Below are 24529 nucleotides of genomic sequence, written 5' to 3'. Positions count from 1 at the left end.
GGCCGACCTGTGCACCCTGTGCCACGTCACTCACCGATTTCTCCCGTGTGTTCGTTCCAACCGTCGGTCCACACCGCGTGCGAGAGCCAGTGCGCCGCGCGTTCCGCGCGTTCGCGCACGGCGGCGACGTACTCGGGATCGTCGATCGACCCGGACGGCGCGCCGAGCACGTTGACGTGGCCGATCTTGCGGTCCTTGCGCTCACCCTTGCCGTAGAGGTGCACGTGCACGTCGGGCATCCGGGCGAACAGGTGGTGCAGTCGCTCGTCCATGCTCATCGCCGGCGCCTCGGGCGCGCCGAGCACGTTCGCCATCACCGTCACCGGCGCGATCGGGCTCGTGTCGCCGAGCGGGTAGTCGAGCACGGCGCGCAGGTGCTGTTCGAACTGGCCGGTGCGGGCACCGTCCATGCCCCAGTGACCGGAGTTGTGCGGACGCATCGCCAGTTCGTTGACGATCAGCTCACCGGAGCGCGTCTCGAACAGCTCGACCGCCATGACACCGACGACGCCGAGCTCACCGGCGATGCGCAGCGCGAGCTGCTCGGCGGCGGTGGCGACGTCCTCGGGCAGGTTCGGGGCGGGTGCGATGACGACGGCGCACTGGCCGTCGCGCTGGACGGTCTCGACGACCGGCCACGACGCGCCCTGGCCGAACGGGGACCGCGCGACCATCGCCGACAGCTCGCGCGTCCACTCGACCTTCTCCTCGGCGAGGAGCGGGACACCGGCAGCGAGCTGGTCGGCGACGACCCGCTCGAGTTCGGCGTGGTCGTCGAGAATCCACACGCCACGGCCGTCGTAGCCACCGCGTGCGGCCTTGAGCACGTACGGATCGCCGAGCGCGTCGAGGGCGGCGCGGGCATCCTCGACGGAGGTGATCTCCGCGAACTTCGGCATCGGTGCGCCGAGCTCACCGAGCCGCTTGCGCATCGCGATCTTGTCCTGGGCGTAGATCAGGGCCTGCGGGGGCGGCAGCACCGCGACGCCTTCGCGCTGCAGGACCTCGAGATGTTCGGTCGGGACACCCTCGTGATCGAAGGTCAGCGCGTGCGCGCCGGTCGCGGCGCGGCGGAGGGCGTCGAGGTCGTCATGGCTGCCGAGCACCACATTCGGGCTGACCTGCGCGGCGGGTTCGTCGGCGCTCCCGGCGAGGACGCGGAGCGTCTGGCCGAGCGCGATCGCCGCCTGATGGGTCATCCGCGCGAGCTGTCCACCACCGATCATCGTGACGACCGGCATGCCCGTCGTCAGGGTGCGGGGCGTATCGGATCTGGGGGACGATTCAGGTCTGCCTGTCACGGCTGTCCATGGTGTCACAGCATGTCGTGGCGTCGTTCCGCTGCTCCCCCGCCGAGCGTCGAGGGACCTCCCACCGGCCCGCCCAGCGGTGTGGGAATGCCGACATGTGCGGTCGGGTTTCGGAAATTCACCTCTTCGTTTCGTACACTTCTCCAAGTGACAATCGTCGATGAAGCGTTGAGCAGAGTTCCCCAGCCTTTCCGGGGGCTGTTGCTCCGGCATCGCGAATTGATCAAATTCGCCATCGTCGGCGGCACCACCTTCGTGATCGACTCGGCGATCTTCTACACGCTCAAGCTCACAGTTCTGTCCGAGAAGCCGGTGACCGCCAAGATCATCGCCGGTGTCGTCGCGGTGATCTGCTCGTACATCCTCAACCGCGAATGGTCTTTCCGTAATCGCGGCGGTCGCGAGCGCGCCCACGAGGCGTTCCTGTTCTTCTTCGTCAGCGGTATCGGCGTCGTGCTCTCGTTCATCCCGCTATGGATCTCGAGTTACGTCTTCGACCTGCGCGTACCCGAGGTGAGCCTCGCGACGGAGAACATCGCCGACTTCGTCAGCGCGTACATCATCGGCAACCTGCTGCAGATGATCTTCCGCTTCTACTGCTTCAAGAAGTTCGTCTTTCCGGAGGAGATGGTCCCGGACGCTCCCCTGGGCGAGCCCAGCGAGCAGCTCGACCGCTCCTGACGGGAAGACGGTCTAGCGGGGTTCGCGCGTGCCGGTCGGCGTACAGGTGTCCCGATCGCGGGGCGCGCCGAGGAACAGCGCAAACAGTGCCGGCCGGCGTCGCTGCAGTTCGAGGCGACCGCCGTCGGCCTCCGCGAGGGCACGTGCGAGCGCCAGTCCCACCCCGGTCGACCCGCCCCCGGAGAAGCCGCGGTCGAAGACGTACGGCGCGACCTCGTCGCTGACACCCTCTCCCTCGTCGGCCACCTCGACACACACCGTGACGTCGCCGCGGGTCGCGACCTGCCGCACCGAGACCGTGCACGTGCCTCCTCCGTGCACGAGCGCGTTGTCGACCAGCACCGCCACCGCCTCACGCAACCGCGAACCGGTCACCGCCGCCCGCAACGACGGATCGCCGCGCAACACCAGTTCCCGTCCCGCCTCCTCGTAGGGACCGCGCCAGTCGGCGACGACACCGGTGAGTTCGCCGACCACCGAGACGTCGGTGCGCTGGTCGGCACTGCTGTCGCGGGACTGGCGCACGAGACCGTCGATCGCGGTGGTCAGCCGGTCCACCTGTGCCATGGCCGCCTCGGCCTCCTCCACCACGGCAGGATCCTCGTGGGTGGACAACTCGTCGAGCCGCAGCCGGATCGCGGTCATCCGGGAGCGGAGCTGATGCGAGACGTCGCCGACGAGCGCGTGCTCGCGCTGCAGGCGGTGCGAAATCTCGACGGCGGCCGAATCCAGCACGTCGGAGACGCGATCGAGTTCGGGGATACCGTGCCGCCGGGCCACCGGGCGGAAGTCGCCCTCGGCGAGACGGGCCGCCCGGTTCGCCACGTCGCGCAGCGGGTCGGCGAGTCTTCGGGCGGTCGCCACCGCGACCAGCGCCCCGGCCGCGACGGACAGCAGCACCAGCAGGCTCACCGCGGCGAGCACCTGCTGCTGCAGAGTTCGCATGCTCTCCGAGGGCACCTCGATGAGCAGCGAGCCGGACGTCCCCATCGACAACGACTCGACGATCGACGCCCCGAGCACCGGCGTGCCGATGTCCAGCCGCGCCGCGACGTTCTCGGGTGTCGGGTAGACCACGACAGCCCGCCCGTCGGTGGGGACGAGCAGACGCAGGGAACTCGTGTCGAGACCACCGACGACGAATCCGTCGGTGCCCTCCTGGGCGATGATCTCGTCGGCCATGCGTTCGAGCCGGTTCTGCAGGTCGCGGCGGGCGGTGTCCTCGACGAACAGGAACGCCGTGTAGGCCAGCGGAATGCCGAGCAACAGCGCGACGAGCAGCACGGTCGCCAGGACGGCGTTGAGGATGCGGCTGCGCACGCCGGAGACGCTAGTCGGTGTTCAGCCGGAAACCGACACCGCGCACCGTGGCGATGCGACGTTCCCCGGCCGGCCCCTCGTCGCCGATCTTGCGGCGCAACCACGACATGTGCATGTCGAGCGTCTTCGAACCGCGCAGGTCGGCGTCGCCCCACACCTCCTCGAGGATCGCGTCGCGGGAGACGACCTGCCCCGCGTGCTCGAGCAGCACACGCAGGAGCTCGTACTCCTTGTTGGCGAGCGTCACCTCGGAGCCGTCCACGAGGACACGGCGCGCGGCACGTTCGAGCCGGATCCCGGCGACGTCCACGATGTCGTCGTTCTCCGGGCCGCCGCGCCGGCGCAACAGCGCGCGCACACGCGCCATGAGCTCAGCGAGACGGAACGGTTTGCCGACGTAGTCGTCGGCGCCGGCATCGAGACCGACGACGAAGTCGACCTCGTCGGTGCGGGCGGTGAGCATGAGCACGGCCAGATCGGAGCGGCTCGCCCGGATCTGGCGACACACTTCGAGTCCGTCCATCCCAGGTAGACCGAGGTCGAGGATGAGCAGTTCGAACCTGCCCGACAGTGCCTGTTCGAGCGCGGCCGGACCGTTGTCCTCGACGGTCACGTCGTACCCTTCGCGTCCCAGCGCGCGGGACAGCGGTGCAGCGATTGCGTCGTCGTCTTCGGCGAGTAGAACGGCAGTCACCACGCCAGCGTACGGATCGCGGTTCGCTTCGTCGGGATTACCGGCGGGTCGTGTCGGCGCACCTGCGACTCGCGTCGGCGCACCTGCGACTCGCGTCGGCGCACCTACGACTCGCGGTCACCACCCCTTGCGGTGCTCATGCCCGTGCTCGTCGCGCCGGTAGCGGGTGGTGTGACGGTCACCGGGGCGCTGGTTCTGCGCGTCGAAGGCCTGCCGGTAGAGCAGGGCGTGCACCTGCTGGACGTCAGGGATGTCGTCGAACTCGATGGGATCGTCGGCGGCGGACACCACGACGAGCGTGCCGGTCCGGAGCATCCGGTCGACGAGGCCGTGCCGGAACTGGACGTTGCTGATCCGGCCCATCGGGATGTCGATACCCGTGTGGGTGAGCACACCGGTGCGGACGAGGACGCGCCGGTCGGTGACGATGAAGTGCGTGGTGAGCCACCCGACGAAGGGAGGGACGCACCGCCAGCCGACGAGGCCGATCCACGCCGCGGCCACGGCGAGGCCACACCAGGTCGCGGCGGCACCGTCGAGCCGCGCCTGGACGAGTCCCACCAGGAAACCGGCGACCATCGTCGACACGAGGAAGGTGGCCGTCGGCAGTACGAGAGACTTCCAGTGCGGATGCCGGTGCAGCAGCAACTCTTCCTCGGGTGCGAGGGCGTCCTCCGGGTATCCCATACCGCCCACGATGGCATATGTCGGTCTTGTACCGATGCGAGCAGTCGCAGGGTGCTCAGACCGGTCGCAGATGTGTGATGTCGCCCGCAGCGACCGCCACGGACTCTTCCCCGCCGTCGGGGCGGATCACGATCCGTCCCTGATCGTCGACGTCGGTCGCGACGCCGTGCAGTTCGGTGTCGCCGGGCAGGATCGCACGGACGCGCTGCCCGACCGTGCCGCATCGTTCGCGGTAGGCCGCGGCGAGTTCGGTGGTGTCCCATCCCGCCCGGGCCCACGCCCGGATCCGCTCGCCGAAGCCGGCGAGCAGCGCCTGCGCGAGCGGCGTGCGATCGAGTTCGGTGGCGTCCTCGAGCAGCAGCGAGGTGGCGGTGGGGACGGGCAGTTCGTCGCGTCCGAGGGTGGCGTTGATGCCGATGCCAGCGACGACCGTGGGCACCGGCGAGGTGGCCGCGACCTCCACGAGGATCCCGGCGAGCTTGCGTCCGTCGACGAGGACGTCGTTGGGCCACTTCAGTTGTGCCGCAACGCCGGTCACGGATCGCACAGCGTCGACGGCGGCGATGCCGCACAACAGCGGGAGCCAACCGAGGTTCTGCAGGGGGCACTCGGGCAGCCGCAGCAGGACCGACACGATGACCTGCGCGCCGGGCACACCGTTCCAGGTGCGGGAGTGGCGACCGCGGCCGCCGTGCTGGAACTCGGCGAGCAGCACGCGACGGTCGTCGCCGGTCGCGGCGACGGCGAGCAGATCCGCGTTCGTCGAGGCCGTGTCGGCGACGACGTCGAGACGTGTGTAGAAACCTTCGCGCTCGACGCCGACGAGGGCATCGCGCAACGCCGCCTCGTCGAGCGGTGTGCGGAGGGCGAGGAGATCGGTCGTGGGCCGGTCGGATGCCATGTACACAGCCTAAAGTGGGCCTTCGCCACCTACCCGCCGGTAGGTCCGGAGCGGTGGTCCGGCCTTCGGGACCTCGATGCAGCGGCCTTGTATGACGATCGCTAAGCTGACTGGCCATGACCACTGTCCAGGAGCCGTCCGCGCCCGAGGCGGCGAGTACGCCCGATATCCACACCACCGCCGGCAAGCTGGCCGACCTGCGCAACCGTCAAGCACAGGCCAAGGTCCCGGTCGGTGAGGCCGCAGTCGAGAAGGTTCACGCCAAGGGCAAGCTGACCGCTCGCGAGCGCATCCAGGCGCTCCTCGACGAAGGATCGTTCGTCGAACTCGACGCTCTCGCTCGCCACCGCAGCACCAACTTCGGCCTGGCCGACAACCGTCCGCTCGGCGACGGCGTCGTCACCGGCTACGGCACGATCGACGGCCGCGACGTCTGCGTTTTCTCGCAGGACGCCACCGTCTTCGGCGGCAGCCTCGGCGAGGTCTACGGCGAGAAGATCGTCAAGGTCATGGACCTGGCCCTCAAGACCGGCCGTCCGCTGATCGGCATCAACGAAGGCGCCGGCGCGCGCATCCAGGAAGGTGTCGTCTCCCTCGGCCTCTACGGTGAGATCTTCCACCGCAACGTGCAGGCCTCCGGTGTCATCCCGCAGATCTCGCTGATCATGGGCCCCGCGGCCGGTGGTCACGTCTACTCCCCCGCTCTCACCGACTTCGTCGTGATGGTCGACCAGACCAGCCAGATGTTCGTCACCGGCCCGGACGTCATCAAGACCGTCACCGGCGAGGACGTCACGATGGAGGACCTCGGCGGCGCCCACACCCACATGGTCAAGTCGGGTGTCGCGCACTACGTCGCCGACGGCGAGCAGGACGCCCTGGACTACGTCAAGGACCTGCTGTCCTACCTGCCGAGCAACAACCAGGCCGCTGCACCGCGCCTCGCGCCGAGCGACCCGATCGAGGGTGCGATCGAGGACTCCCTCACCGCCGAGGACATCGAGCTCGACACGCTCATCCCGGATTCACCGAACCAGCCGTACGACATGCACGAGGTCATCCGTCGCCTGCTCGACGACGACGAGTTCCTCGAGGTCCAGGCCGAGCGCGCGAAGAACATCATCGTCGGCTTCGGGCGCGTCGACGGCCGCAGCGTCGGCATCGTCGCCAACCAGCCCACGCAGTTCGCCGGCTGCCTCGACATCGACGCGTCCGAGAAGGCCGCGCGCTTCGTCCGCACCTGCGACGCGTTCAACGTGCCGATCATCACGCTCGTCGACGTTCCCGGCTTCCTGCCCGGCACCGAGCAGGAGTACAACGGCATCATCCGCCGCGGCGCCAAGCTGCTCTACGCCTACGGCGAGGCGACCGTCGGCAAGATCACGGTCATCACCCGCAAGGCCTACGGCGGCGCGTACGACGTCATGGGTTCCAAGCACATGGGTGCCGACGTCAACCTCGCATGGCCCACCGCGCAGATCGCCGTCATGGGTGCCTCCGGCGCCGTCGGCTTCGTCTACCGCAAGCGCCTGCTCGAGGCCGCCAAGAACGGTCAGGACGTCGACGCGCTGCGCCTCGAGCTGCAGAACGAGTACGAGGACACCCTGGTGAACCCGTACGTCGCCGCCGAGCGCGGTTACGTCGATGCGGTGATCCCGCCGTCGCACACGCGCGGACAGATCGTCTCCGCGCTGCGCCTGCTCGAGCGGAAGATGGTTTCGCTCCCGCCGAAGAAGCATGGAAACATTCCGCTGTGACGCTCGGCGGCAGGACCGGGCGCAGCTCGGTCCTGCCGCGACCGTACGGCGTAGCACGTCGCCGACGACGTGCGATGAACCCGAGAGAGGGATCGACATGACAGCGACCCGGTGGGCATCCGATGCCTGTGTGGACGCGTACCCGGGGGGTGCCCTGTGACAGCGACGGCAGAGGACAAGATCATCACCGAGTTCGAAGTCGAAGAGCAGCCGCCCGCGGTCGAGGCCACGGCCGCCGACGACGCGACCGAAGCCGCCCAGGAGAGCACCGCGGTCGCCGAAACCGCGGCTGCCATCCGCATCGTCAAGGGCAACCCCGCCGACGAGGAGATCGCGGCTCTCGTCGCCGTGCTCGCCGCTGCCGCTGCGTCGGCGGGCGACGAGGTGGTCGACACCCGGCCGCCCGAGACCTGGGGCGATCCGACGCGGACGCACCGGCAGTGGGCGCCGTTCTCGCCGTATTCGTACCCGAACCGCGGCTGACATGCCCCGGCTCGTTCTGGCCTCGGCTTCACCCGCCCGCCTCGCGGTTCTCCACGCGGCGGGCGTGAAGCCGTTGGTGCAGGTGTCGGAGGTCGACGAGGACGCGCTCATCGCGTCCCTCGGCCCCGGCACGCCGCCGGCGCAGGTGGTCACCGAGCTTGCCCGCGCCAAGGCCACCGACATCCTGCCCGTCCTGCGCGAGCAGAAGCTGCGCGACGCCGTCGTCATCGGCTGCGACTCGATGCTGCTGATCGACGGCGCTCTGCAGGGCAAGCCCGGCACCGTCGAGGCGGCCCGCGAGCGCTGGCGGGCGATGGCCGGCCGCAGCGGCGAGCTGCTCACCGGTCATGCCGTGCTCCGTCTCCGCGACGACGAGGTCGTCGCGGAGGCCGCCGACCACAGCGGCACCGTGGTGCACTTCGGCATCCCCACGGACGAGGAACTCGAGGCCTATCTCGACAGCGGTGAGCCGCTCGAGGTGGCCGGGGCCTTCACGCTCGACGGTCACGGGGGCTGGTTCGTCGAGGGCATCGAAGGCGATCCGTCGTCGGTGATCGGCATCGGGCTCCCGCTGGTGCGGCGCCTCCTCGCCGAGGTCGGCATCTCCGTCGCCCGGTTGTGGGCCGAGAACGCCGCGATCCCCGTCGAGGCGCTCGAGAACTGAGCCGTACCCGGCACTATCGGGCCGTGCCGCCGTACAAGGTCTTCTGCAACGAGCCCACCATCGCCTCGGCCTTGGTCTTCGCACGTTCGGCATCCACGCCGTGGAACATCTCGTCCACGGTCCCGCACCACAACTGCAACCACCGCTCGAACCGGGCGGGGGTCAGTCCGTGGTGTCCGTGCAGCGCCCGGTGCACCGGCACGAACGCTCCGCGATAGCGGGTGGTGCGGAAGAGGATCTGCTCCCAGAAGTCGCCGACCACCACCAGATGGTCGTCGAGTCCGATCACGGCGAGGACGTCGAAGGCCGGCGCGAGCACGGGATCGTCGAGGGCCCGTTCGTAGAACCGCCGGACCAGCAGGTCGATGTGCTCCCGCGATGCGAGCTCGACCGGGGCCGGCCGGTCGCCGTGGGTGTCACTGCGGGTCACGTCCCGTCACGGTACCGCCTAGAATCGACGGCGCACCTGCCACCACAGCCTCAGGAGCCCATGTGCCCGTCGCACCCGATAGCAACCCTTCGTTCGCGGTATACGCCGATCCCAACCGTCTCGTGTCGACGGAGTGGTTGTCCGCTCATCTCGGTCATCCCGAAGTGAAGGTCGTAGAGTCCGACGAGGACGTCCTGCTCTACGACGTGGGGCACATCCCCGGTGCGGTGAAGATCGACTGGCATCTCGATCTCAACGACCCCGTCACCCGCGACTACATCGACGGCGAGCAGTTCGCCGCGCTCATGGATCGCAAGGGCATCCGCCGCACCGACACCGTGATCATCTACGGCGACAAGTCCAACTGGTGGGCCGCCTACGCACTGTGGGTCTTCACCCTCTTCGGCCACGAGGACGTCCGCCTGCTCGACGGTGGACGCGACGCGTGGATCTCCGAGAACCGCGACACCACCCTCGACATCCCCGCCGCCACGACGAGCGGTTACCCGGTCGTCGAGCGCAACGACGCCCGGATCCGCGCATTCAAGGACGATGTCCTCGCGCACCTGGGCAAGGGCCCGCTGGTCGACGTGCGGTCGCCGCAGGAGTACACCGGCGAGCGCACCCACATGCCCGACTACCCGGAGGAAGGCGCCCTGCGCGGTGGCCACATCCCCACCGCGGTGTCGATCCCGTGGGCGAAGGCAGCGGCGCCCGACGGCCGGTTCCGTGCGCGGCCCGAACTCGAGGAGATCTACGGCGACATCGACCAGGACGCCGACGTGATCGCCTACTGCCGGATCGGCGAGCGCTCGAGCCACACCTGGTTCGTCCTCACCTACCTGCTCGGATACTCGAACGTGCGCAACTACGACGGTTCGTGGACCGAGTGGGGCAACGCCGTCCGCGTGCCCATCGCCAAGGGCGACGAGCCCGGAGAAGCGCCGGCCGCATGAGCATTCCCGCCCCCCTCGCCGAGATCGTCGACGACTTCGCTGCCGTCGAAGGTCAGGACAAGCTGCAGTTGCTTCTCGAATTCAGCCGCGAGCTCCCGCCGCTTCCCGCCGAACTCGAGGAAGCGGCGATGGAGCCGGTGCCCGAGTGCCAGTCGCCGCTGTTCCTGTCCGTCGACGCATCCGACCGGTCGCAGGTGAAGCTCCACTTCAGCGCACCCGCCGAAGCCCCGACCACCCGCGGATTCGCATCGATCCTGCAGCAGGGACTCGACGGTCTCAGCGCACAGGAGATCCTCGACGTGCCCGACGACTTCTATGCCTCGCTCGGTCTCGCCGAGGCGGTCAGCCCGCTGCGGCTGCGAGGGATGAGCGCGATGCTCACGCGCATCAAGCGGCATCTCCGAACCTGACGCGGTCATGGAGTTCACCGAGCTCGCCGACTACCGGATCCCCCCGGGCGTTCTCACCGAATGGCTGCCGTGTGCGGCCGAGGACGACTGGCGCGAGGACCCTCGTCCCGCCTCGTACATCCACGAGGCGCATCTGCGGCGTACCTCGGGGGTCCGGTACGGCGGGGGCCGCGACTCCTGGCTCGGCACGGCCTTCGAGGTCCCCGGGCCCCTCGACACCGAGCGGTTCCGGCGGGCCCTGCAGCGCTGGATCGATCGGCACGAACCGCTGCGCAGCCACGCGCACCTCGACGAGGAGCAGAGCGGCGGCGGTCTGGTGCGGCGCACCGCTCCCCCCGGCCGGGTGTCGGTGCGACCCATCCGGCACGATCCCGCCGATCCCGACACCATCCACGAGCACCTGCTCGGTCTGTTCGACGACTACACGACCCCGCACTTGTGGCCGTCCTACGTCTTCGCGACGCTCGAGCGGACACCGGACGGGGATCCCGACAGCGCAGAAAGCGCGAAGGACACCGACGAGCGGTTCACAGTCTTCTTCGGCGCCGACCACTCCATCATCGACGGGTACTCGGTGGTGCTCGTGGCGCACGAGATCTCGGCGCTCTACGAGGAGGAGCGCACCGGTCGCGCCGCCGACCTGTTCCCGGTGGGCAGCTACATCGACTTCGGCGCCGCCGAACGCGACGAGTCCGCGCATCTCGACGACGACGACGAGGCCGTGCAGATCTGGCGGCGGACCCTCACCGAATGCGGCGGCGAACCGCCCGCCTTCCCCCTCCCGATCGGGGCGCGACCCGCGCACGCCACACCCCAGCAACGACTGTCGGAACGCTGGTTCGACGACGACGAGGCGAGCGCCTTCTCCGCGTGCTGCCGACGCGCCGGGACGGGATTCTTCGCCGGCGTGCTGGCGTGCTTCGGCCGGGCGACGGCCGAACTCACCGGTGCGGATCGGTTCCGGACCGTCGCGCCCGCGCACACCCGCGCCGGGCCGATCTGGGCGGGTTCGCTCGGATGGTTCGTCGGTCTGCGTCCGATCGATCTGAAACTCACGGACACAACGGATTTCGAGACCCTGGCGATGCGGGCCGGCGACGAACTGCACCGCACCCGCGCGAGCGCACGAGTGCCGTTCGCGCGGGTGGGCGAACTCCTCGGCGTGCCCATCCGTCCACGTTTCGTCGTCTCGTACATGGACGTGCGGTTCGTACCGATGGCCGCCCAGTGGCCCGAATGGAACGCTCAGGCGCTGCGCAGCCGCAGCTTCACCCACGACGTCTACGTCTGGATCAACCGCACGCCCGAGGGTGTGAACATGTCGGCGCGATTTCCAGACAATACGGTCGCGGACAAGAACGTCCCGAGCCTTCTGACGCGCACCCGCGAACTGATGCACGAGGTCGCGGTGGGTGGACCGTGGATCGCACGGCCGGAAACGGCGGCAGTCCCACCTACCGGTGAGTAGCATTGTGCGCTCGAACGGCCGCCGTAATGTATACGGGCATCCGGTTACATCGTCGATCCGAATGGCGCTTAGACTGCCCGTCGACGGAAATAACCTAACGATCGATCAACAGGAGGCTCCGTGCCCAGTCATGCCAGCGCGCAGATCACGAAGGTGCTCGTCGCGAATCGCGGCGAAATCGCTGTGCGGGTCATCCGAGCCGCCAAGGACGCAGGCTACGGCAGTGTCGCCGTCTACGCCGAACCGGACGCAGACGCACAGTTCGTGAAGCTCGCCGACGAGGCGTTCGCACTGGGCGGCAACACCTCGGCCGAGTCCTACCTGGTGTTCGACAAGATCCTCGACGCCGCGGCCAAGTCCGGCGCCGACGCCATCCACCCCGGCTACGGCTTCCTCTCCGAGAACGCCGACTTCGCCCAGGCCGTGATCGACGCCGGCCTCATCTGGATCGGCCCCTCGCCGCAGTCCATCCGCGACCTCGGCGACAAGGTCACCGCCCGCCACATCGCCGAGCGCGCCAAGGCTCCGATGGCGGCCGGCACCAAGGACCCGGTCAAGAACGCCGACGAGGTCGTCGAGTTCGCCGAGAAGTACGGCGTGCCGGTCGCGATCAAAGCCGCCTTCGGCGGTGGTGGACGCGGCATGAAGGTCGCGCAGACCATCGAGGAGATCCCCGAACTGTTCGAGTCGGCCACCCGTGAGGCCGTCGCCGCCTTCGGTCGCGGCGAGTGCTTCGTCGAGCAGTACCTCGACAAGGCCCGCCACGTCGAGGCCCAGGTCATCGCCGACCAGCACGGCAACGTCATCGTCGCCGGCACTCGCGACTGCTCGCTGCAGCGCCGCTTCCAGAAGCTCGTCGAGGAGGCCCCCGCGCCGTTCCTGACCGACGAGCAGCGCAAGCGCATCCACGACTCCGCCAAGGCCATCTGCCGCGAGGCCGGTTACTACGGCGCCGGCACGGTCGAGTACCTCGTGCAGGGCGACACCGTCTCCTTCCTCGAGGTCAACACCCGCCTGCAGGTCGAGCACCCGGTCACCGAGGAGACCGCCGGCATCGACCTCGTGCGTCAGCAGTTCCGCATCGCCAACGGCGAGAAGCTCGAGCTCACCGAGGACCCGACCCCGCGCGGCCACTCCTTCGAGTTCCGCATCAACGGTGAGGACGCCGGTCGCGGCTTCCTCCCCGCTCCCGGCCCGATCACCGTCTACAAGGAGCCCACGGGCCCCGGCGTGCGTGTCGATTCGGGTGTCGTCGCCGGCGACGTCATCGGCGGTCAGTTCGACTCGATGCTCGCCAAGCTGATCGTCACCGGTGAGACCCGCGAGCAGGCGCTGCAGCGTGCTGCCCGCGCGCTGGCCGAGTTCGAGGTCGAGGGCCTGGCCACGGTCATCCCGTTCCACCGCCACATCGTCGAGAACCCGGCGTTCGTGGGCGACGGCGAGAAGTTCGACGTCTACACCAAGTGGATCGAGAACGAGTGGGAGAACACCATCGAGCCGTACACCGGTGGTGCCCCGATCGAGGACGAGGACGAGGCCCTGCCGCGGCAGAACGTCGTCGTCGAGGTCGGCGGACGCCGCGTCGAGGTGTCGCTGCCCGGGCAGTTCTCGCTCGGCGGTAACGGCGGCGGCGCCGGCGTGATCCGCAAGAAGCCGAAGCCCCGCAAGCGCGGTGGCGGCGGCGCCGGCAAGGCGTCGGGCGACGCGGTGACCGCACCCATGCAGGGCACCGTCGTCAAGGTCGCGGTTGCCGAGGGCCAGGAGGTCGCCGAGGGCGAGCTCATCGCCGTGCTCGAGGCCATGAAGATGGAGAACCCGGTCAACGCCCACAAGGCGGGCGTCGTCACCGGCCTCGCGGTCGAGCCGGGTGCCGCGGTCACCCAGGGCACCGTGCTCACCGAGATCAAGTAGGACCCCGCCCGAGCAACGCTCGAGCAGTACGGCCGACGGTCCCCCGCATCGCTCACGATGCGGGGGACCTCGCCGTATCGGGCCCCCGTGACCGGCTCATGCGCGCGAAAAACCACTAGCCTGGAGTCATGGCCGACCGCCCCGACATCCGCATCGGCACCGCCGAGCGTGAAGAAGCCGTAGCGCTGCTCGGCGAGCACTTCGCCGCGGGCCGTCTCAGCCTGGCGGAATTCGACGAGCGGGTCGCACTCGCCACGCAGGCCACGGTGCGTGGCGACCTGATCCCCTTGTTCGCCGACCTGCCCTCGGCGCCGGCCGCGATGGCCACCACCGGGCCACGCGATCTGGCGGAACAGCTGCTCACGTTGGTTCCGTTCATCCTGGTCGCGCTGCTCGTGGTCGTCGTCTTCCGGCACCCGATCGCGCTGCTCATCGCCTTCGGTGTGCTGTTCGTCGCGGGTCGCCGGGCCTACCGGCTCCTCGGCGAGGGCCGCGGGCCGTCCTGACCTCGCGGTACCCGGCCGCGTCCTTCTGCTGTTGCAGAGATCCTGTAGCGGATATCACAGCTCTTCGAGAGGTGCCCGTGGCTGTTGCCGGTCCGACGGCACAGGTTAGTGTGGCCGGCATGCCCGAACACCCCGACGTCCGGATCGGCAACGCAGAACGCAGTGAGGCTCTCGACCTGCTCGGCGAGCACTTCGCGCTCGGCCGGCTGACGCTGTCGGAGTTCGACGAACGCAGCGCGATGGCGTCGGCGGCCGGGACGCGCGGTGATCTCGACGTGCTGTTCACCGACCTGCCCGCCCACCTCACCGATAGCTCGGCCACGACCCGGGACGATCTTCCGGTGATCATCCCGAAGAGGGATCCCGAGCGGTGGCGCGAGGTCGTGATGGGCCTGACGCCGCTGGTCGCGCTCGTGCTGTTCTTCACCTTCGACACGTGGTTGTTCTTCCTGCTGATCCCCGCCGTGGGCATCGTCCTGTTCGCCGGTCGCGATCGGGACGGGCACAGCACCGACGACGCCGACACTCACCGTGGTGAGAAGAAGAACGCCTGAACCGTGCCGTCCACGCTCCTCCGGCACCGCGCTCTGCCCCTGATCCTCGCGGGCGTCGTCATCACCGCGATGCTGCTCTCTCCCGGCGGTACCGTGCCGAGCGGTCCTCCCCATGCCGACAAGGTCACGCACGCGTTGATGTTCGTGGCCCTCGCGCTGTGTTCCCGCTACGCACGGATCTCCCCCGTCGTCACCGTGGTGTGGCTGGGTCTCTACGGCGTGCTGACGGAGATCCTCCAGGCCACCGTCGCGGTCCGGCGCTCCGGGTCGTTCTGGGACTGGTGCGCCGACCTTGCCGGTGTCGCGATCGGTCTCGCCGTCGCGGCGGTCGTCGGCTCACGTTCTCGCACGCGGTCGAAACCGTAAGCATCAACCCGTGATTCGTCACAAACCCTGATGCTGGTAGCCTCCTCTGCGCCGACAGTCCGACGGGGGATCGGACAGGCTGTTCACGGGGGAACGAATGTCGCAGGAACAGGTCGCGGACGCACTACCGACGGTGCTCCCGCCGTATCTCTATCTACCTTGCGCGGAAGCGGTCCCGGATCCGGCCGATGCCACCGTCGACTATCGGTATCTCAGCGACGGCCGCATCGCGCTGCTCGCCTACACGGCTCTCGACCGTCTCCACTCCTGTTGCGGCGCCGGGCAACCGTGGCTGGTGCTGCCCACGCACATGCTCCCGCGACTGCGGGAGGCACAGCCGTGGGATTCGCTGCTGCTCGACGTCCCGATACCCGAAGCGGAACGTCGGCACCCGGCCTCCGGAGACGCGAGATGAGCCTGTACGTCGATCCCGACGAACTCGATCGGGCCGCAGGCATCTACACGGGTGCGGCCACCGACACCGCGGATCTCGTCGACACCTGCCCCACGAGTGTGGACGCGGGTCTCGCGACCGGTCCGCTCACCGGCATGCTGGCGCAGATCGTCACCGACCTCGCCGGCATGGTCGAGGTGCTCGGCGGAACGGGTGGCCTGCTGACGACCACAGCGCAGACGTACCGGGAAGCCGACGACGAGGCCGCCGCCGCGCTCGTCCGGACCTGGTCGGAGTGACCGTGCCGATCGACACCTTCATCGCCGGCAACCCCACCGATATCCGACGGGTCGAGGACTGGATCCGCACGACGCTGGGCACCACGATCGGGAACGTCGCCGACGCCGCGGCCCGGGCGCGCCGCATCGCCGACGACGCTTGGGAGGGCGACGCTTCCGAGACCTATCTCGGCAGGTCGAGCGAGCACGTCCACGCCATCGACGATTTCCACGCGCGGACATCGAAGACCGCCGATGTCTTCGCGGGCCTGGCGGGCGAACTGTCGCGCGCCCTGTCCGACATGGCCGACATCCGCGCTCGTGCCTTGGCCGCGGGATTGCCGGTCGTATGCAACACGATCGGTAATCCTCCCCCGGGTGACGACGAAGCCGCTTTCCGGAGGACCTCGGCATATCAAGAAGCGAGTGACGCCGCCGAGGCGGTGCACGCTCGCTGGTCCGTCGCAGTCGCAACCGCCACGAACACCTGGACCGGACACCCGTGGTCCGCGTCCTTCCTCGTGAGCACCGCGCTCGACTACGTCGACAAGAACCTGCAAGGCAGGATCGCGGACCTCCTCACCATGCAGCAGCACCTCCAGACCGAGGCGATCCGTGAGATGGAGCGATTTCTCTCGCTTTCGCCGGACACACCCTACGACGAGTTACGACGTCTGTTCGGTTCTGCGCGGGAACCACTCGACGATCTGGTGGCGACCACCGGACGCCTCGACGACATGGCATCGATGTCCCGGACCGCCGGCCGGGCCGCGGGGACCATAGGTCTCGTCGCCGGTGTCGGGCTCGACTATTTCGCGGGTGGTGAGTCCCTCGAACAGGCCGTGGTATCCAACGGCCTCGGTCTCGGAGCATCGATAGCCGCCGGTTCCGCGGCAGGTGCGATGGTCGGGTCGATCGTTCCGGGCGCCGGCACGGCGTTCGGAGCGGTGGTCGGCGCAGCAGCAGGGACGGTCACCGGAATCTTCACCTCCGGCGCGGTCGACAATCTCTACGAGTCGAGCACGAAATCGATCGGTGGATCCTTCAGCGCTGGCCTGGCCGAAGTCGGAAGTGCTGCAAGCGCAACCAAAGAACTCGCCGGTGCCTCCATCGGAGGATTGGCCAGGCTGGGACGAGGAGCATTCGATGCCATCTTCTGACGACCACGGTCTCCGCACCTACGGCGACTCGCGTGCCCCTTTCGTCGTTCTCGGGACCGGAATCGTCGGTCTCGTCTTCCTGCTGCTCGTCCCGGCAGTGTTGATCGAGCAGGCAGCACAGGGGGCTCCCCTCGAACTGCCCAGGGGCTGGCCGGTGATCCTGGCGCTGAGCGCCACGATCCTCATGTATCCGGTGCTCGGCTTCCTCATGTACAGCCCTCGCACGAAGGCGGACCACATCACGGCGGACACCGGATCCACGGCACCGGCGCTGGTTCTGCGGCAGTCGTCCTGGGTGTTCCGGATCGCTTTCGTCCAGATCGGAGCGTTCACGCTCATGCTCCTCGGGCTCATCTGGCTGACGGGCGAGCCCGACGAACAGCGGCTGGACATCAACGTCGTCCTGGCCGTCCTCGCCTGCGCGTGGCAGGTCGGCTACTGCTTCCTCATCGTCCGACACAAACTACGCCCCGGTTACATCACACTCTCCGCCGAGGGAATCCGCTTCAGCGATCACGCCACGGACACCTGGATCCCCTGGGAGGCAACGGCGTCCGGAGTACTGGCCGATCCCCTCTATGTCGTCGTGCCGGCCCTACCGGCGCGTGGCGCCACCACGAGTTCGCGGGTTCCACTGCCGTGGCGGATCATCGACGACCGCAAGGACGGCGACCTACGTCCCTCATCCCGGCGCCGCCCCGGGCACACTGCCCGCATCGACCGGCGCCGGTTCGAGATCGCTCCCGAACTCCTCGACGCCGTGCTCGACCACTATCTCCGCGACCCCGACGCCCGTGCCGAACTCGCCGATCCCGACGCTGTCGCACGCCGAGTCGACGAGCTGCGCTCCTACGCACCCGGACCGCGGTGGCGACGCTACGGTCCGGTCCCCGTGCCGACCCTGAGCACGCCGGCGCCGAGGTGACGGTCAGGCGGTCACGTTCGAATCGACGAGCCGGATCCGCAGGGACTGCAGGGTGTCGTCGTCGAGACCGAGTCCGGCAGCGAAGTACTGCTCGATGGTTCCGTAGCGCGACAGCGCCTCCTCGATCGCCACCTCGAGGTACTCGCGACGCACACCGAGCAGGGGGGTGATCAGTTCCGGATCGCCGCCGAGCGATGCGAACCGGGCGAAGAAGTCGTCGAAATGCGGGAGCAGTTCGTCGTTCGTGCGCAGGTAGTCGGCGAAGACGGCTTCCTGGTCGGCGCCGGCGAACAGGAGCAGCGAGGCCGCCGCCCAGCCGGTGCGGTCCTTGCCGGCACTGCAGTGCACGAGCCCTGGAACGTCTCCGTGGGCGACGGTGCTCGCCAGGGTCCGGTACGACGCCACGGCACTCGGCAACGTGACGAACTCGCGGTAGCTCTGCCGCAGGTACTCGACAGCACGACCGTCCCCGAGTGTCTGCGCCACCAGCTCCGGGTTGGATACGAGTTCCGGCAGCGCGGCCGCGATCGATCCGCTCTGCCGGTCGGCGAGGACGTCGAGCCCGAGGTGCCGGGCACCGTCGGGGACACGATCGGGACGGCGCTGCTGTTCCTCGAGCGTGCGCAGGTCGAAAACCGTCGCGATGCTCAGGGCCTCGAGGGTCTCGACGTCGGTGTCGGTCAGGCGGCTGAGGTCCGTGGAGCGGAAGACCACCCCGGTGCGGACCACGCCGCCGAACGAACTCCGGCAACCGCCGATGTCCCTCAGGTTGACCAGCGACGGAATCGCGAAGGATTCGCCGCCGGTTACGGTCTCGTCCAGTGCATCGGCCATATCCGACAAGCTACCGCCGTGCGGCCCCGAACAGGGGGACCCGCCCCGTCATTCGTACTGCGAGGTCACCCTGTCGAGCGCGTCGAGGGCCTCGTCGAGCTCGTGGGTGGTGACGATCAGCGGCGGCCGGAAGCGGATGCCGCGCGTGCCCGTCCCGATCACGAGGACGTGCTCGTCGCGGTACAGCCGTCTCAGCACCTCGTCGCGGATCTCCGGAGTCGGGAGATCGACCGCGCACATCAGTCCGCGTCCCCGCGGCTCGGTGACGACCGGTCGTCGCGCGGCGATCTGCTGCAACCCCGACAGCAGGTGCGCTCCGCTCAACCGGGCGCGGTCGATCAGCCGGTCGTGCTCGACGACCTCGAGGATGCGACGGGCCCGCACCATGTCGGTGAGATTGCCGCCCCACGTCGAGTTGATCCGCGAACTCACGGCGAACACGTTGTCGGGCACCTCGTCGATACGTTCGCCGGCCATGATCCCGCACACCTGAGTCTTCTTGCCGAAGGCGACGATGTCGGGGGTGACGCCGAGCTGCTGGTAGGCCCATGCGGTGCCGGTCGTGCCGGCGCCGGTCTGCACCTCGTCGAAGATCAGCAGGGCGTCGTTCTCCCGGCACAGCTGCGCGATCGCCCGGAAGAACTCGGGACGGAAGTGGTGGTCGCCGCCTTCCCCCTGGATCGGTTCGGCGATGAAGCATGCGATGTCGTGGGCGCGTTCGGCGAAGGCTCGTCGGGCCTGCTCGAGGGCCTTCTCCTCGGCCGCGGCGACATCACGGCCCTCGACAAGATAGGGCGCGTCGATCCGCGGCCATTCGAACCTGGGGAACCGATCGGTCTTGACCGGATCGGTGTTGGTCAGCGACAGGGTGTACCCGGTGCGGCCGTGGAAGGCCCCGGTCAGGTGCAGCACCGAACCGCCCGGGTGGGCGGACAGACCGCGGGACTCGTTGAGGCGGCTCTTCCAGTCGAACGCCACCTTGAGCGCGTTCTCCACGGCGAGCCCGCCGCCGTCGACGAAGAACAGGTGCGGGAGCGCCGGGTCGCCGAGGACGCGCACGAAGGTCTCGACGAAGCGTGCCATGGGCACGGTGTAGATGTCGGAGTTGCTGGGCTTGTTCGCCGCGACGGCGCCGAGTTCGTGCGCTGCCTCCGGATCGGTCAGCGCGGGATGGTTCATCCCGAGCGTGGACGACGCGAAGAACCCGAACATGTCGAGATAGGTCGTTCCGTCCCGGGCGTCGACGAGGCGGACTCCGCGGGAGCGGTCGAGATCGAGGACGAGGTCGAAACCGTCGGCGAGCATGTGCCGGCCGAGGATGCTGTGTACCCGGTCGGGGGCGAGATTCTCGGCACCGTCCGGGTTTCGGAATGCAGTGCTCATAACCCCACCGTACGCGAAACTCAACGGTACAAACCCGGTATCACAGCAACATTTACGGCGCAGAGGCCTATCGTTCGTAAAATGTTTGCAGAACGACGGTGCTGCGGGTGGCGACATCGGCGGTCGCCCGGATCTCCTGCAGCAACCGCTCGAGAGCGCGAGGAGACTCGACACGCACGAGGAGGATGTAGCTTTCGTCGCCTGCCACCGAATGACACGATTCGATCGCGGAGATGTGCCGGAGGCGGGCCGGCGCGTCGTCGGGTTGCGACGGATCGAGAGGGGTGATCGCCACGAACGCCGACAGCATCAGCCCGAGCGCTTCGGGATCGACGCGCGCACTGTATCCGCGGATCACGCTGCGCGCTTCGAGCCGGCGCACCCGCGACTGCACGGCCGAGACGGACAGCCCTGCCTTCTCGGCGAGCGCCGCGAGTGTCGCGCGACCGTCGGCGACCAGTTCGCGCAGCAACATCCGATCGATGTCGTCCAGCGACTCCTTCGACGAGTCGTTTCTCGAGGATTCGGGCACCAGCGCAGGGTATCCGAGCAGCAAAGGAGCTCACCGATGAATGCGACCACCGATCTCGCCGACCGCGCGGCGACCGCGCTGAGGCAGTGCGGCGCCGACGCCGTGCCCGACAGCGCCCTGCCCGCCGGCGTGACACTCGCGGTGACCAGCCCGATCGACGGCAGCGTGCTCGGGCACGTACCCGTCCACTCGGCCACCGAGGTCGATGCGACGATCACCGCGGCGGCACGGGCCTTCGAGCAGTGGCGCCACGTCCCCGCCCCGGTGCGCGGCCGCGTGGTGCGACGGCTCGGCGAACTGCTCGTCGAGCACAAGCGGCATCTCGCCGAGCTCGTCACCCTGGAGGCGGGGAAGATCCCGTCGGAGGCCGCGGGCGAGGTGCAGGAGATGATCGACGTCTGTGAGTTCGCCGTCGGTCTGTCGCGACAGCTCTACGGGCGGACGATGCCGTCCGAGCGGCCCGGGCACCGGCTCATGGAGATCTGGCATCCGCTCGGCGTGGTGGGCGTGATCTCCGCGTTCAACTTTCCCGTGGCGGTGTGGTCGTGGAACACCGCGATCGCGCTGGTGTGCGGCGACCCGGTGGTGTGGAAACCGTCGGAGACCACCCCGCTCACCGCCCTCGCCTGCGACGCGCTGCTGCGCCGCGCCGCCGCCGACGTCGGCGCCCCCGGCGGTCTCCATCACCTGCTCCTCGGCGACCACAGGGTGGGTGAGGCGCTCGTCGACGATCCCCGTATCGCCCTGGTGAGTGCGACCGGCTCCACCCGGATGGGGCGGATCGTCGGGCCGCGGGTCGCGGCGAGGTTCGGTCGCTGCCTGCTCGAACTCGGCGGCAACAACGCGGCGATCGTCGCTCCGTCCGCCGATCAGGACCTCGCCGTCCGGGGCGTCGTGTTCGCCGCAGCCGGCACGGCGGGCCAGCGCTGCACCAGCCTGCGCCGGCTGATCGTGCACCGATCGATCGCCGACGAGTTCGTCGAGCGCATCGCGAAGGCGTACTCGCGTCTGCGGGTGGGGAATCCGCTGGACGAGGGTGTCCTCGTGGGTCCGCTCATCTCCGAACGGTCCTACGAGGCGATGACCGCGGCGCTCGACCGCGCGCAGACCGACGGGGGCACGCTCGTCGTCGGCGGCGAACGGGTGGAGGTCACCGGTGGTGGCGTGTACGTCTCCCCCGCACTGGTCCGGATGCCGGCGCAGACCGAGGTGGTGCGCGAGGAGACCTTCGCCCCGATCCTGTACGTCCTCGACTACGACGACCTCGACGAGGCGATCGCCTTGCACAACGGTGTACCGCAGGGCCTGTCGTCGGCGATATTCACGCTCGACCAGCGCGAGGCCGAATTGTTCCTCGCCCGATCCGACTGCGGCATCGCGAATGTCAATATCGGCACCTCGGGGGCCGAGATCGGCGGCGCCTTCGGCGGGGAGAAGCACACCGGCGGCGGGCGCGAATCCGGATCGGATGCGTGGAAGGCGTACATGCGGCGGGCGACTAACACCGTCAACTACTCGACGGAGCTGCCGCTCGCCCAGGGTGTCGAATTCGGCTGATCCCGAACTCGGGGGTCCGGGCGGCTAATGGTTGCGCAGTGCGTCGACGAGTTCGTCCTTCTTCATGTCGGAGTAACCGGTCATGCCCAGTTCCTTCGCACGCTTCTTCAGGTCGTCGACCGTCCAGTCGTCGTAGGAGCCGGACTTGCCACCCTTCTTCCCGACCTGCGACTTACCCTCGTTCGCAGCCGCGTTGGAGATCCGGGCCGCCTTCTCCTTGGAGGCACCGTCCTCGCGCAGGTCCTCGTACATCTTCTCGTTCTTGATCGACGGACTCGGCATCGTCTTCTCCTTTCCGTGTCCTGCGGAAGGGGTACCCGACGACACTTCACCCAATCAGAGGATCTGTGGCCTGTGACACATCCTGTGGTAGACCTGGGGCGTGTATCCAGGGAACCTGCTCGACGAACTCCGCGGGCAGCTGCCCGCCGGCGCACTGATCATCGATCCCGACATCCTCGCCGGCTACCGGCAGGACCGGGCGCAGGACCCGGACGCCGCGGTTCCCCTCGCGCTCGTACGGGCCACATCCACCGCCGACGTACAGGCGACGCTGCGGTGGGCGAACACCCACAAGGTGCCGGTGGTACCCCGGGGTGCCGGCACGAGCCTGTCCGGCGGGTCGGGCGGGCTCGCCGACGGCATCGTGCTGAGCACCGAGAAGATGCGGGCGATCACCGTCGACACCGCGACCCGCACCGCCGTCGTCCAGCCCGGTCTGCTCAACGTCGAGGTGAAGCAGGCCGCGGCCGAACACGGACTCTGGTATCCACCGGATCCGTCGTCGTTCGAGATCTGCACGATCGGCGGCAACGCGGCCACCAATGCCGGTGGGCTGTGCTGCGTGAAGTACGGGGTGACGACCGACTACGTGCTCGGACTCGAGGTGGTCCTCGCCGACGGTACCGCGGTGCGGCTCGGCGGTCCGCGGGTCAAGGACGTCGCGGGCCTGTCGCTGACGAAGCTGTTCGTCGGCAGCGAGGGCACTCTCGGGGTCATCACCGAGGTGACCTTGCGCCTCGTCCCACCGCCGCCACCGGCGTCCACGATGGTCGCGACCTTCGCCACCGTGCAGGCCGCCGCCGACGCGGTCGTCGCGATCACCGCGGTCCTGCGACCGGCGATGCTCGAATTCATGGACAGGGCGTCGATCGGGGCGGTGGAGGACATGCTGCGCATGGGACTCGACCGCACCGCCGAGGCCATGCTCATCGCACGCTCCGACGCACCCGGCAACGCGGCCGCGGAGGAGATCGAGATCATGGTGCGGGCCTGCCGCGAGGCCGGCGCCGACGACGTCTTCGCGACCGACGACCCCGAGGAGGGTGAGGCGTTCACCGTCGCCCGCCGCATGGCGATCCCGGCCGTCGAGCGCACCGGCAGCCTGTTGCTCGAGGACGTCGGGGTGCCGATCCCGGCACTGCCGGAACTGGTGAGCAGAATCGCCGATCTCGCAACCCGACACGACGTCACCGTCGCCGTGATCGCCCACGCCGGGGACGGCAACACCCACCCGCTGATCGTCTACGACCCCGCCGACGAGGACATGACGGCGCGGGCGCAGACGGTCTTCGGGAAGATCATGGATCTCGCGATCGAACTCGGCGGCACCATCACCGGTGAACACGGTGTCGGCCGGCTCAAGAAGGCCTGGCTACCCGATCAGGTGGGACCGGACGTGATGGCGTTGACCGAGCGGATCAAAGCCGCGCTCGACCCGAACGCGATCCTGAATCCCGGCGTGGTGATCTGATGACCCACACCACATCGGCTGCGGTCATAATCGTCGCGTGAACACCCGTGTGCCCCCGTCAACGACCGCCCTGCCGCTGCGCGAGACCAAGTACCGCGAGCTCGAACAGTATCCCGAGTTCGGCTCCGTCACGGCCTGGCTCCGCGACGTCGTGTCGTCGATCGTGCCCAACGCCCGCATGAGCGAATGCGAGTACTGGTCCGTCGTGTGTCTTCCCGCCGGCGAGCCGGACGACCCGCGGAAGCCGCTGGTGTCGGTGCACGCCGGCAACATGGCGGTCGCAGGGATGTTCCTCGACCTCTCCGACGGGCAGCGGAGCCTCGCCGGCTACGTCCGTGTGTCGGGGGCCGAGCTGGAGAAGGCGTCGGGTTCGACCCGCGAGCAGCTCGCGGCGGACTCCCCCGGCCTCTCCTTCATCGACGAGGGCTCCGTGGTGTCCGTGGTGTGGAGCGACGAACCCGCCGCGCGGGAGCAGTTCGAGGCGCTGCCGTGGCGGGCCCCGGCGCGGGCGCTCGTGACGGAACTGATGCGCGGCGGCCGCAACTCCTGGGCCGACGATCACTGCCGGCAGATCGCCCGGTTCGCGTACGACGACTGAGCGGGTTCACGTGCGGC

Annotated in this window: 28 protein-coding genes; 18 read left to right on the top strand and 10 right to left on the bottom strand. The window is 68.8% G+C overall.

What is annotated here, in order from left to right; all coding sequences use genetic code 11:
- Window positions 1-26: 26 nt before the first annotated feature.
- Window positions 27-1301: a 5-(carboxyamino)imidazole ribonucleotide synthase gene (locus M3330_RS19050; RefSeq protein ID WP_033097087.1), complete on the bottom strand. Its 1275-nt coding sequence runs from the start codon at window positions 1299-1301 to the stop codon at window positions 27-29.
- A 156-nt stretch (window positions 1302-1457) separates the two neighbouring features.
- Here M3330_RS19050 and M3330_RS19045 point away from each other — a divergent pair, with 156 nt between their 5' ends.
- A complete protein-coding gene (locus M3330_RS19045; protein ID WP_024101520.1) occupies window positions 1458-1991 on the top strand; it encodes a GtrA family protein in 534 nt (177 codons plus the stop codon).
- A gap of 12 nt (window positions 1992-2003) precedes the next feature.
- On the opposite strand, the gene M3330_RS19040 is transcribed toward M3330_RS19045, so the two are convergent.
- The 4 genes from M3330_RS19040 to M3330_RS19025 form a co-directional block, all read right to left on the bottom strand.
- Window positions 2004-3311, bottom strand: a complete 1308-nt coding sequence (locus tag M3330_RS19040; RefSeq protein ID WP_006550186.1) for a HAMP domain-containing sensor histidine kinase — start codon at window positions 3309-3311, stop codon at window positions 2004-2006.
- A gap of 10 nt (window positions 3312-3321) precedes the next feature.
- Window positions 3322-4005 (bottom strand): response regulator transcription factor, encoded by a 684-nt coding sequence (locus tag M3330_RS19035; RefSeq protein WP_024101522.1) that lies wholly within the window; start codon window positions 4003-4005, stop codon window positions 3322-3324.
- 117 nt (window positions 4006-4122) lie between these two features.
- Complete coding sequence (locus tag M3330_RS19030) at window positions 4123-4692, bottom strand: PH domain-containing protein (RefSeq protein ID WP_039584821.1); 570 nt, start codon at window positions 4690-4692, stop codon at window positions 4123-4125.
- A gap of 55 nt (window positions 4693-4747) precedes the next feature.
- Window positions 4748-5593, bottom strand: coding sequence for a biotin--[acetyl-CoA-carboxylase] ligase (locus M3330_RS19025; RefSeq protein WP_019288519.1), 846 nt, complete (start codon window positions 5591-5593; stop codon window positions 4748-4750).
- 116 nt (window positions 5594-5709) lie between these two features.
- Between M3330_RS19025 and M3330_RS19020 the strand changes: the two genes are divergently transcribed.
- The 3 genes from M3330_RS19020 (at window position 5710) to M3330_RS19010 (ending at window position 8497) form a co-directional block, all read left to right on the top strand.
- The gene (locus M3330_RS19020; RefSeq protein ID WP_019288520.1) at window positions 5710-7350 is read left to right on the top strand and encodes an acyl-CoA carboxylase subunit beta; all 1641 of its coding nucleotides are present in this window, start codon (window positions 5710-5712) and stop codon (window positions 7348-7350) included.
- A gap of 156 nt (window positions 7351-7506) precedes the next feature.
- Complete coding sequence (locus M3330_RS19015) at window positions 7507-7833, top strand: acyl-CoA carboxylase subunit epsilon (protein WP_006550181.1); 327 nt, start codon at window positions 7507-7509, stop codon at window positions 7831-7833.
- Window position 7834: 1 nt separating this feature from the next.
- On the top strand, window positions 7835-8497 hold the full coding sequence (locus M3330_RS19010; protein WP_006550180.1) for a nucleoside triphosphate pyrophosphatase: 663 nt from the start codon (window positions 7835-7837) through the stop codon (window positions 8495-8497).
- A 13-nt stretch (window positions 8498-8510) separates the two neighbouring features.
- Here the strand turns inward: M3330_RS19010 and M3330_RS19005 are convergent, their stop codons facing one another.
- Complete coding sequence (locus M3330_RS19005; RefSeq protein ID WP_019288521.1) at window positions 8511-8927, bottom strand: group III truncated hemoglobin; 417 nt, start codon at window positions 8925-8927, stop codon at window positions 8511-8513.
- A 62-nt stretch (window positions 8928-8989) separates the two neighbouring features.
- Here M3330_RS19005 and M3330_RS19000 point away from each other — a divergent pair, with 62 nt between their 5' ends.
- The 11 genes from M3330_RS19000 to M3330_RS18950 all read left to right on the top strand — a co-directional run bounded on the left by M3330_RS19000 (window position 8990) and on the right by M3330_RS18950 (window position 17855).
- Window positions 8990-9883, top strand: a complete 894-nt coding sequence (locus M3330_RS19000; RefSeq protein ID WP_024101525.1) for a sulfurtransferase — start codon at window positions 8990-8992, stop codon at window positions 9881-9883.
- Window positions 9880-10293, top strand: coding sequence for a SufE family protein (locus M3330_RS18995; RefSeq protein WP_006550177.1), 414 nt, complete (start codon window positions 9880-9882; stop codon window positions 10291-10293). The genes M3330_RS19000 and M3330_RS18995 overlap by 4 nt, the downstream gene beginning before the upstream one ends.
- Window positions 10294-10300: 7 nt before the next feature.
- Window positions 10301-11761, top strand: a complete 1461-nt coding sequence (locus M3330_RS18990) for a condensation domain-containing protein (RefSeq protein WP_019288523.1) — start codon at window positions 10301-10303, stop codon at window positions 11759-11761.
- A 120-nt stretch (window positions 11762-11881) separates the two neighbouring features.
- Complete coding sequence (locus tag M3330_RS18985) at window positions 11882-13672, top strand: acetyl/propionyl/methylcrotonyl-CoA carboxylase subunit alpha (RefSeq protein WP_039584825.1); 1791 nt, start codon at window positions 11882-11884, stop codon at window positions 13670-13672.
- A 128-nt stretch (window positions 13673-13800) separates the two neighbouring features.
- On the top strand, window positions 13801-14178 hold the full coding sequence (locus tag M3330_RS18980) for a DUF1707 domain-containing protein (protein WP_039584826.1): 378 nt from the start codon (window positions 13801-13803) through the stop codon (window positions 14176-14178).
- Between the two features lie 119 nt (window positions 14179-14297).
- Window positions 14298-14732 (top strand): DUF1707 domain-containing protein, encoded by a 435-nt coding sequence (locus M3330_RS18975; RefSeq protein WP_039584911.1) that lies wholly within the window; start codon window positions 14298-14300, stop codon window positions 14730-14732.
- Window positions 14733-14735: 3 nt separating this feature from the next.
- On the top strand, window positions 14736-15098 hold the full coding sequence (locus tag M3330_RS18970) for a VanZ family protein (protein WP_064853122.1): 363 nt from the start codon (window positions 14736-14738) through the stop codon (window positions 15096-15098).
- 97 nt (window positions 15099-15195) lie between these two features.
- Window positions 15196-15513 carry an SAV_915 family protein gene (locus tag M3330_RS18965; RefSeq protein ID WP_064060877.1) on the top strand — a complete coding sequence of 106 codons (318 nt, stop codon included), beginning with the start codon at window positions 15196-15198 and terminating at the stop codon, window positions 15511-15513.
- The gene (locus M3330_RS18960; protein ID WP_006550170.1) at window positions 15510-15791 is read left to right on the top strand and encodes a hypothetical protein; all 282 of its coding nucleotides are present in this window, start codon (window positions 15510-15512) and stop codon (window positions 15789-15791) included. Before M3330_RS18965 ends, M3330_RS18960 begins: the two co-directional genes overlap by 4 nt.
- On the top strand, window positions 15788-16930 hold the full coding sequence (locus tag M3330_RS18955) for a hypothetical protein (protein WP_006550169.1): 1143 nt from the start codon (window positions 15788-15790) through the stop codon (window positions 16928-16930). Before M3330_RS18960 ends, M3330_RS18955 begins: the two co-directional genes overlap by 4 nt.
- On the top strand, window positions 16917-17855 hold the full coding sequence (locus M3330_RS18950) for a hypothetical protein (RefSeq protein ID WP_006550167.1): 939 nt from the start codon (window positions 16917-16919) through the stop codon (window positions 17853-17855). Before M3330_RS18955 ends, M3330_RS18950 begins: the two co-directional genes overlap by 14 nt.
- Before the next feature lie 3 nt (window positions 17856-17858).
- On the opposite strand, the gene M3330_RS18945 is transcribed toward M3330_RS18950, so the two are convergent.
- The 3 genes from M3330_RS18945 to M3330_RS18935 form a co-directional block, all read right to left on the bottom strand.
- Window positions 17859-18689 (bottom strand): tyrosine-protein phosphatase, encoded by an 831-nt coding sequence (locus tag M3330_RS18945; protein ID WP_006550166.1) that lies wholly within the window; start codon window positions 18687-18689, stop codon window positions 17859-17861.
- A gap of 48 nt (window positions 18690-18737) precedes the next feature.
- Window positions 18738-20072 (bottom strand): L-lysine 6-transaminase, encoded by a 1335-nt coding sequence (gene lat / locus M3330_RS18940; protein WP_255025945.1) that lies wholly within the window; start codon window positions 20070-20072, stop codon window positions 18738-18740.
- A 67-nt stretch (window positions 20073-20139) separates the two neighbouring features.
- Complete coding sequence (locus M3330_RS18935; protein ID WP_230826290.1) at window positions 20140-20547, bottom strand: Lrp/AsnC family transcriptional regulator; 408 nt, start codon at window positions 20545-20547, stop codon at window positions 20140-20142.
- Window positions 20548-20640: 93 nt separating this feature from the next.
- Here M3330_RS18935 and M3330_RS18930 point away from each other — a divergent pair, with 93 nt between their 5' ends.
- A complete protein-coding gene (locus tag M3330_RS18930) occupies window positions 20641-22161 on the top strand; it encodes an aldehyde dehydrogenase family protein (RefSeq protein WP_006550163.1) in 1521 nt (506 codons plus the stop codon).
- Window positions 22162-22185: 24 nt separating this feature from the next.
- Here M3330_RS18930 and M3330_RS18925 read toward each other — a convergent pair whose 3' ends face one another.
- Window positions 22186-22443: a Rho termination factor N-terminal domain-containing protein gene (locus tag M3330_RS18925; protein ID WP_255025942.1), complete on the bottom strand. Its 258-nt coding sequence runs from the start codon at window positions 22441-22443 to the stop codon at window positions 22186-22188.
- Window positions 22444-22543: 100 nt separating this feature from the next.
- On the opposite strand from M3330_RS18925, the gene M3330_RS18920 reads away from it, so the two are divergent.
- The gene (locus tag M3330_RS18920; RefSeq protein ID WP_255025940.1) at window positions 22544-23914 is read left to right on the top strand and encodes an FAD-binding oxidoreductase; all 1371 of its coding nucleotides are present in this window, start codon (window positions 22544-22546) and stop codon (window positions 23912-23914) included.
- Window positions 23915-23951: 37 nt separating this feature from the next.
- Window positions 23952-24512 (top strand): hypothetical protein, encoded by a 561-nt coding sequence (locus M3330_RS18915; RefSeq protein WP_006550159.1) that lies wholly within the window; start codon window positions 23952-23954, stop codon window positions 24510-24512.
- The last annotated feature ends 17 nt before the right edge of the window (window positions 24513-24529 follow it).

The organism is Rhodococcus sp. GA1 (assembly GCF_024321955.1).
Classification (GTDB): domain Bacteria; phylum Actinomycetota; class Actinomycetes; order Mycobacteriales; family Mycobacteriaceae; genus Rhodococcus; species Rhodococcus pyridinivorans.
Note: the sequence above shows the minus strand (reverse complement) of the source record. Positions and strands in the feature narration are given on the sequence as shown.

What these genes read in the sequence shown, in the direction of transcription:
- M3330_RS19030 (WP_039584821.1), bottom strand. Translation starts at nt 4,692, where the DNA reads ATGGGATACCCGGAGGACGCCCTCGCACCCGAGGAAGAGTTGCTGCTG.
- M3330_RS19025 (WP_019288519.1), bottom strand. Translation starts at nt 5,593, where the DNA reads ATGGCATCCGACCGGCCCACGACCGATCTCCTCGCCCTCCGCACACCG.
- M3330_RS19020 (WP_019288520.1), top strand. Translation starts at nt 5,710, where the DNA reads ATGACCACTGTCCAGGAGCCGTCCGCGCCCGAGGCGGCGAGTACGCCC.
- M3330_RS19010 (WP_006550180.1), top strand. Translation starts at nt 7,835, where the DNA reads ATGCCCCGGCTCGTTCTGGCCTCGGCTTCACCCGCCCGCCTCGCGGTT.
- M3330_RS18995 (WP_006550177.1), top strand. Translation starts at nt 9,880, where the DNA reads ATGAGCATTCCCGCCCCCCTCGCCGAGATCGTCGACGACTTCGCTGCC.
- M3330_RS18990 (WP_019288523.1), top strand. Translation starts at nt 10,301, where the DNA reads ATGGAGTTCACCGAGCTCGCCGACTACCGGATCCCCCCGGGCGTTCTC.
- M3330_RS18980 (WP_039584826.1), top strand. Translation starts at nt 13,801, where the DNA reads ATGGCCGACCGCCCCGACATCCGCATCGGCACCGCCGAGCGTGAAGAA.
- M3330_RS18975 (WP_039584911.1), top strand. Translation starts at nt 14,298, where the DNA reads ATGCCCGAACACCCCGACGTCCGGATCGGCAACGCAGAACGCAGTGAG.
- M3330_RS18965 (WP_064060877.1), top strand. Translation starts at nt 15,196, where the DNA reads ATGTCGCAGGAACAGGTCGCGGACGCACTACCGACGGTGCTCCCGCCG.
- M3330_RS18960 (WP_006550170.1), top strand. Translation starts at nt 15,510, where the DNA reads ATGAGCCTGTACGTCGATCCCGACGAACTCGATCGGGCCGCAGGCATC.
- M3330_RS18950 (WP_006550167.1), top strand. Translation starts at nt 16,917, where the DNA reads ATGCCATCTTCTGACGACCACGGTCTCCGCACCTACGGCGACTCGCGT.
- M3330_RS18945 (WP_006550166.1), bottom strand. Translation starts at nt 18,689, where the DNA reads ATGGCCGATGCACTGGACGAGACCGTAACCGGCGGCGAATCCTTCGCG.
- lat (WP_255025945.1), bottom strand. Translation starts at nt 20,072, where the DNA reads ATGAGCACTGCATTCCGAAACCCGGACGGTGCCGAGAATCTCGCCCCC.
- M3330_RS18935 (WP_230826290.1), bottom strand. Translation starts at nt 20,547, where the DNA reads ATGTTGCTGCGCGAACTGGTCGCCGACGGTCGCGCGACACTCGCGGCG.
- M3330_RS18930 (WP_006550163.1), top strand. Translation starts at nt 20,641, where the DNA reads ATGAATGCGACCACCGATCTCGCCGACCGCGCGGCGACCGCGCTGAGG.
- M3330_RS18925 (WP_255025942.1), bottom strand. Translation starts at nt 22,443, where the DNA reads ATGCCGAGTCCGTCGATCAAGAACGAGAAGATGTACGAGGACCTGCGC.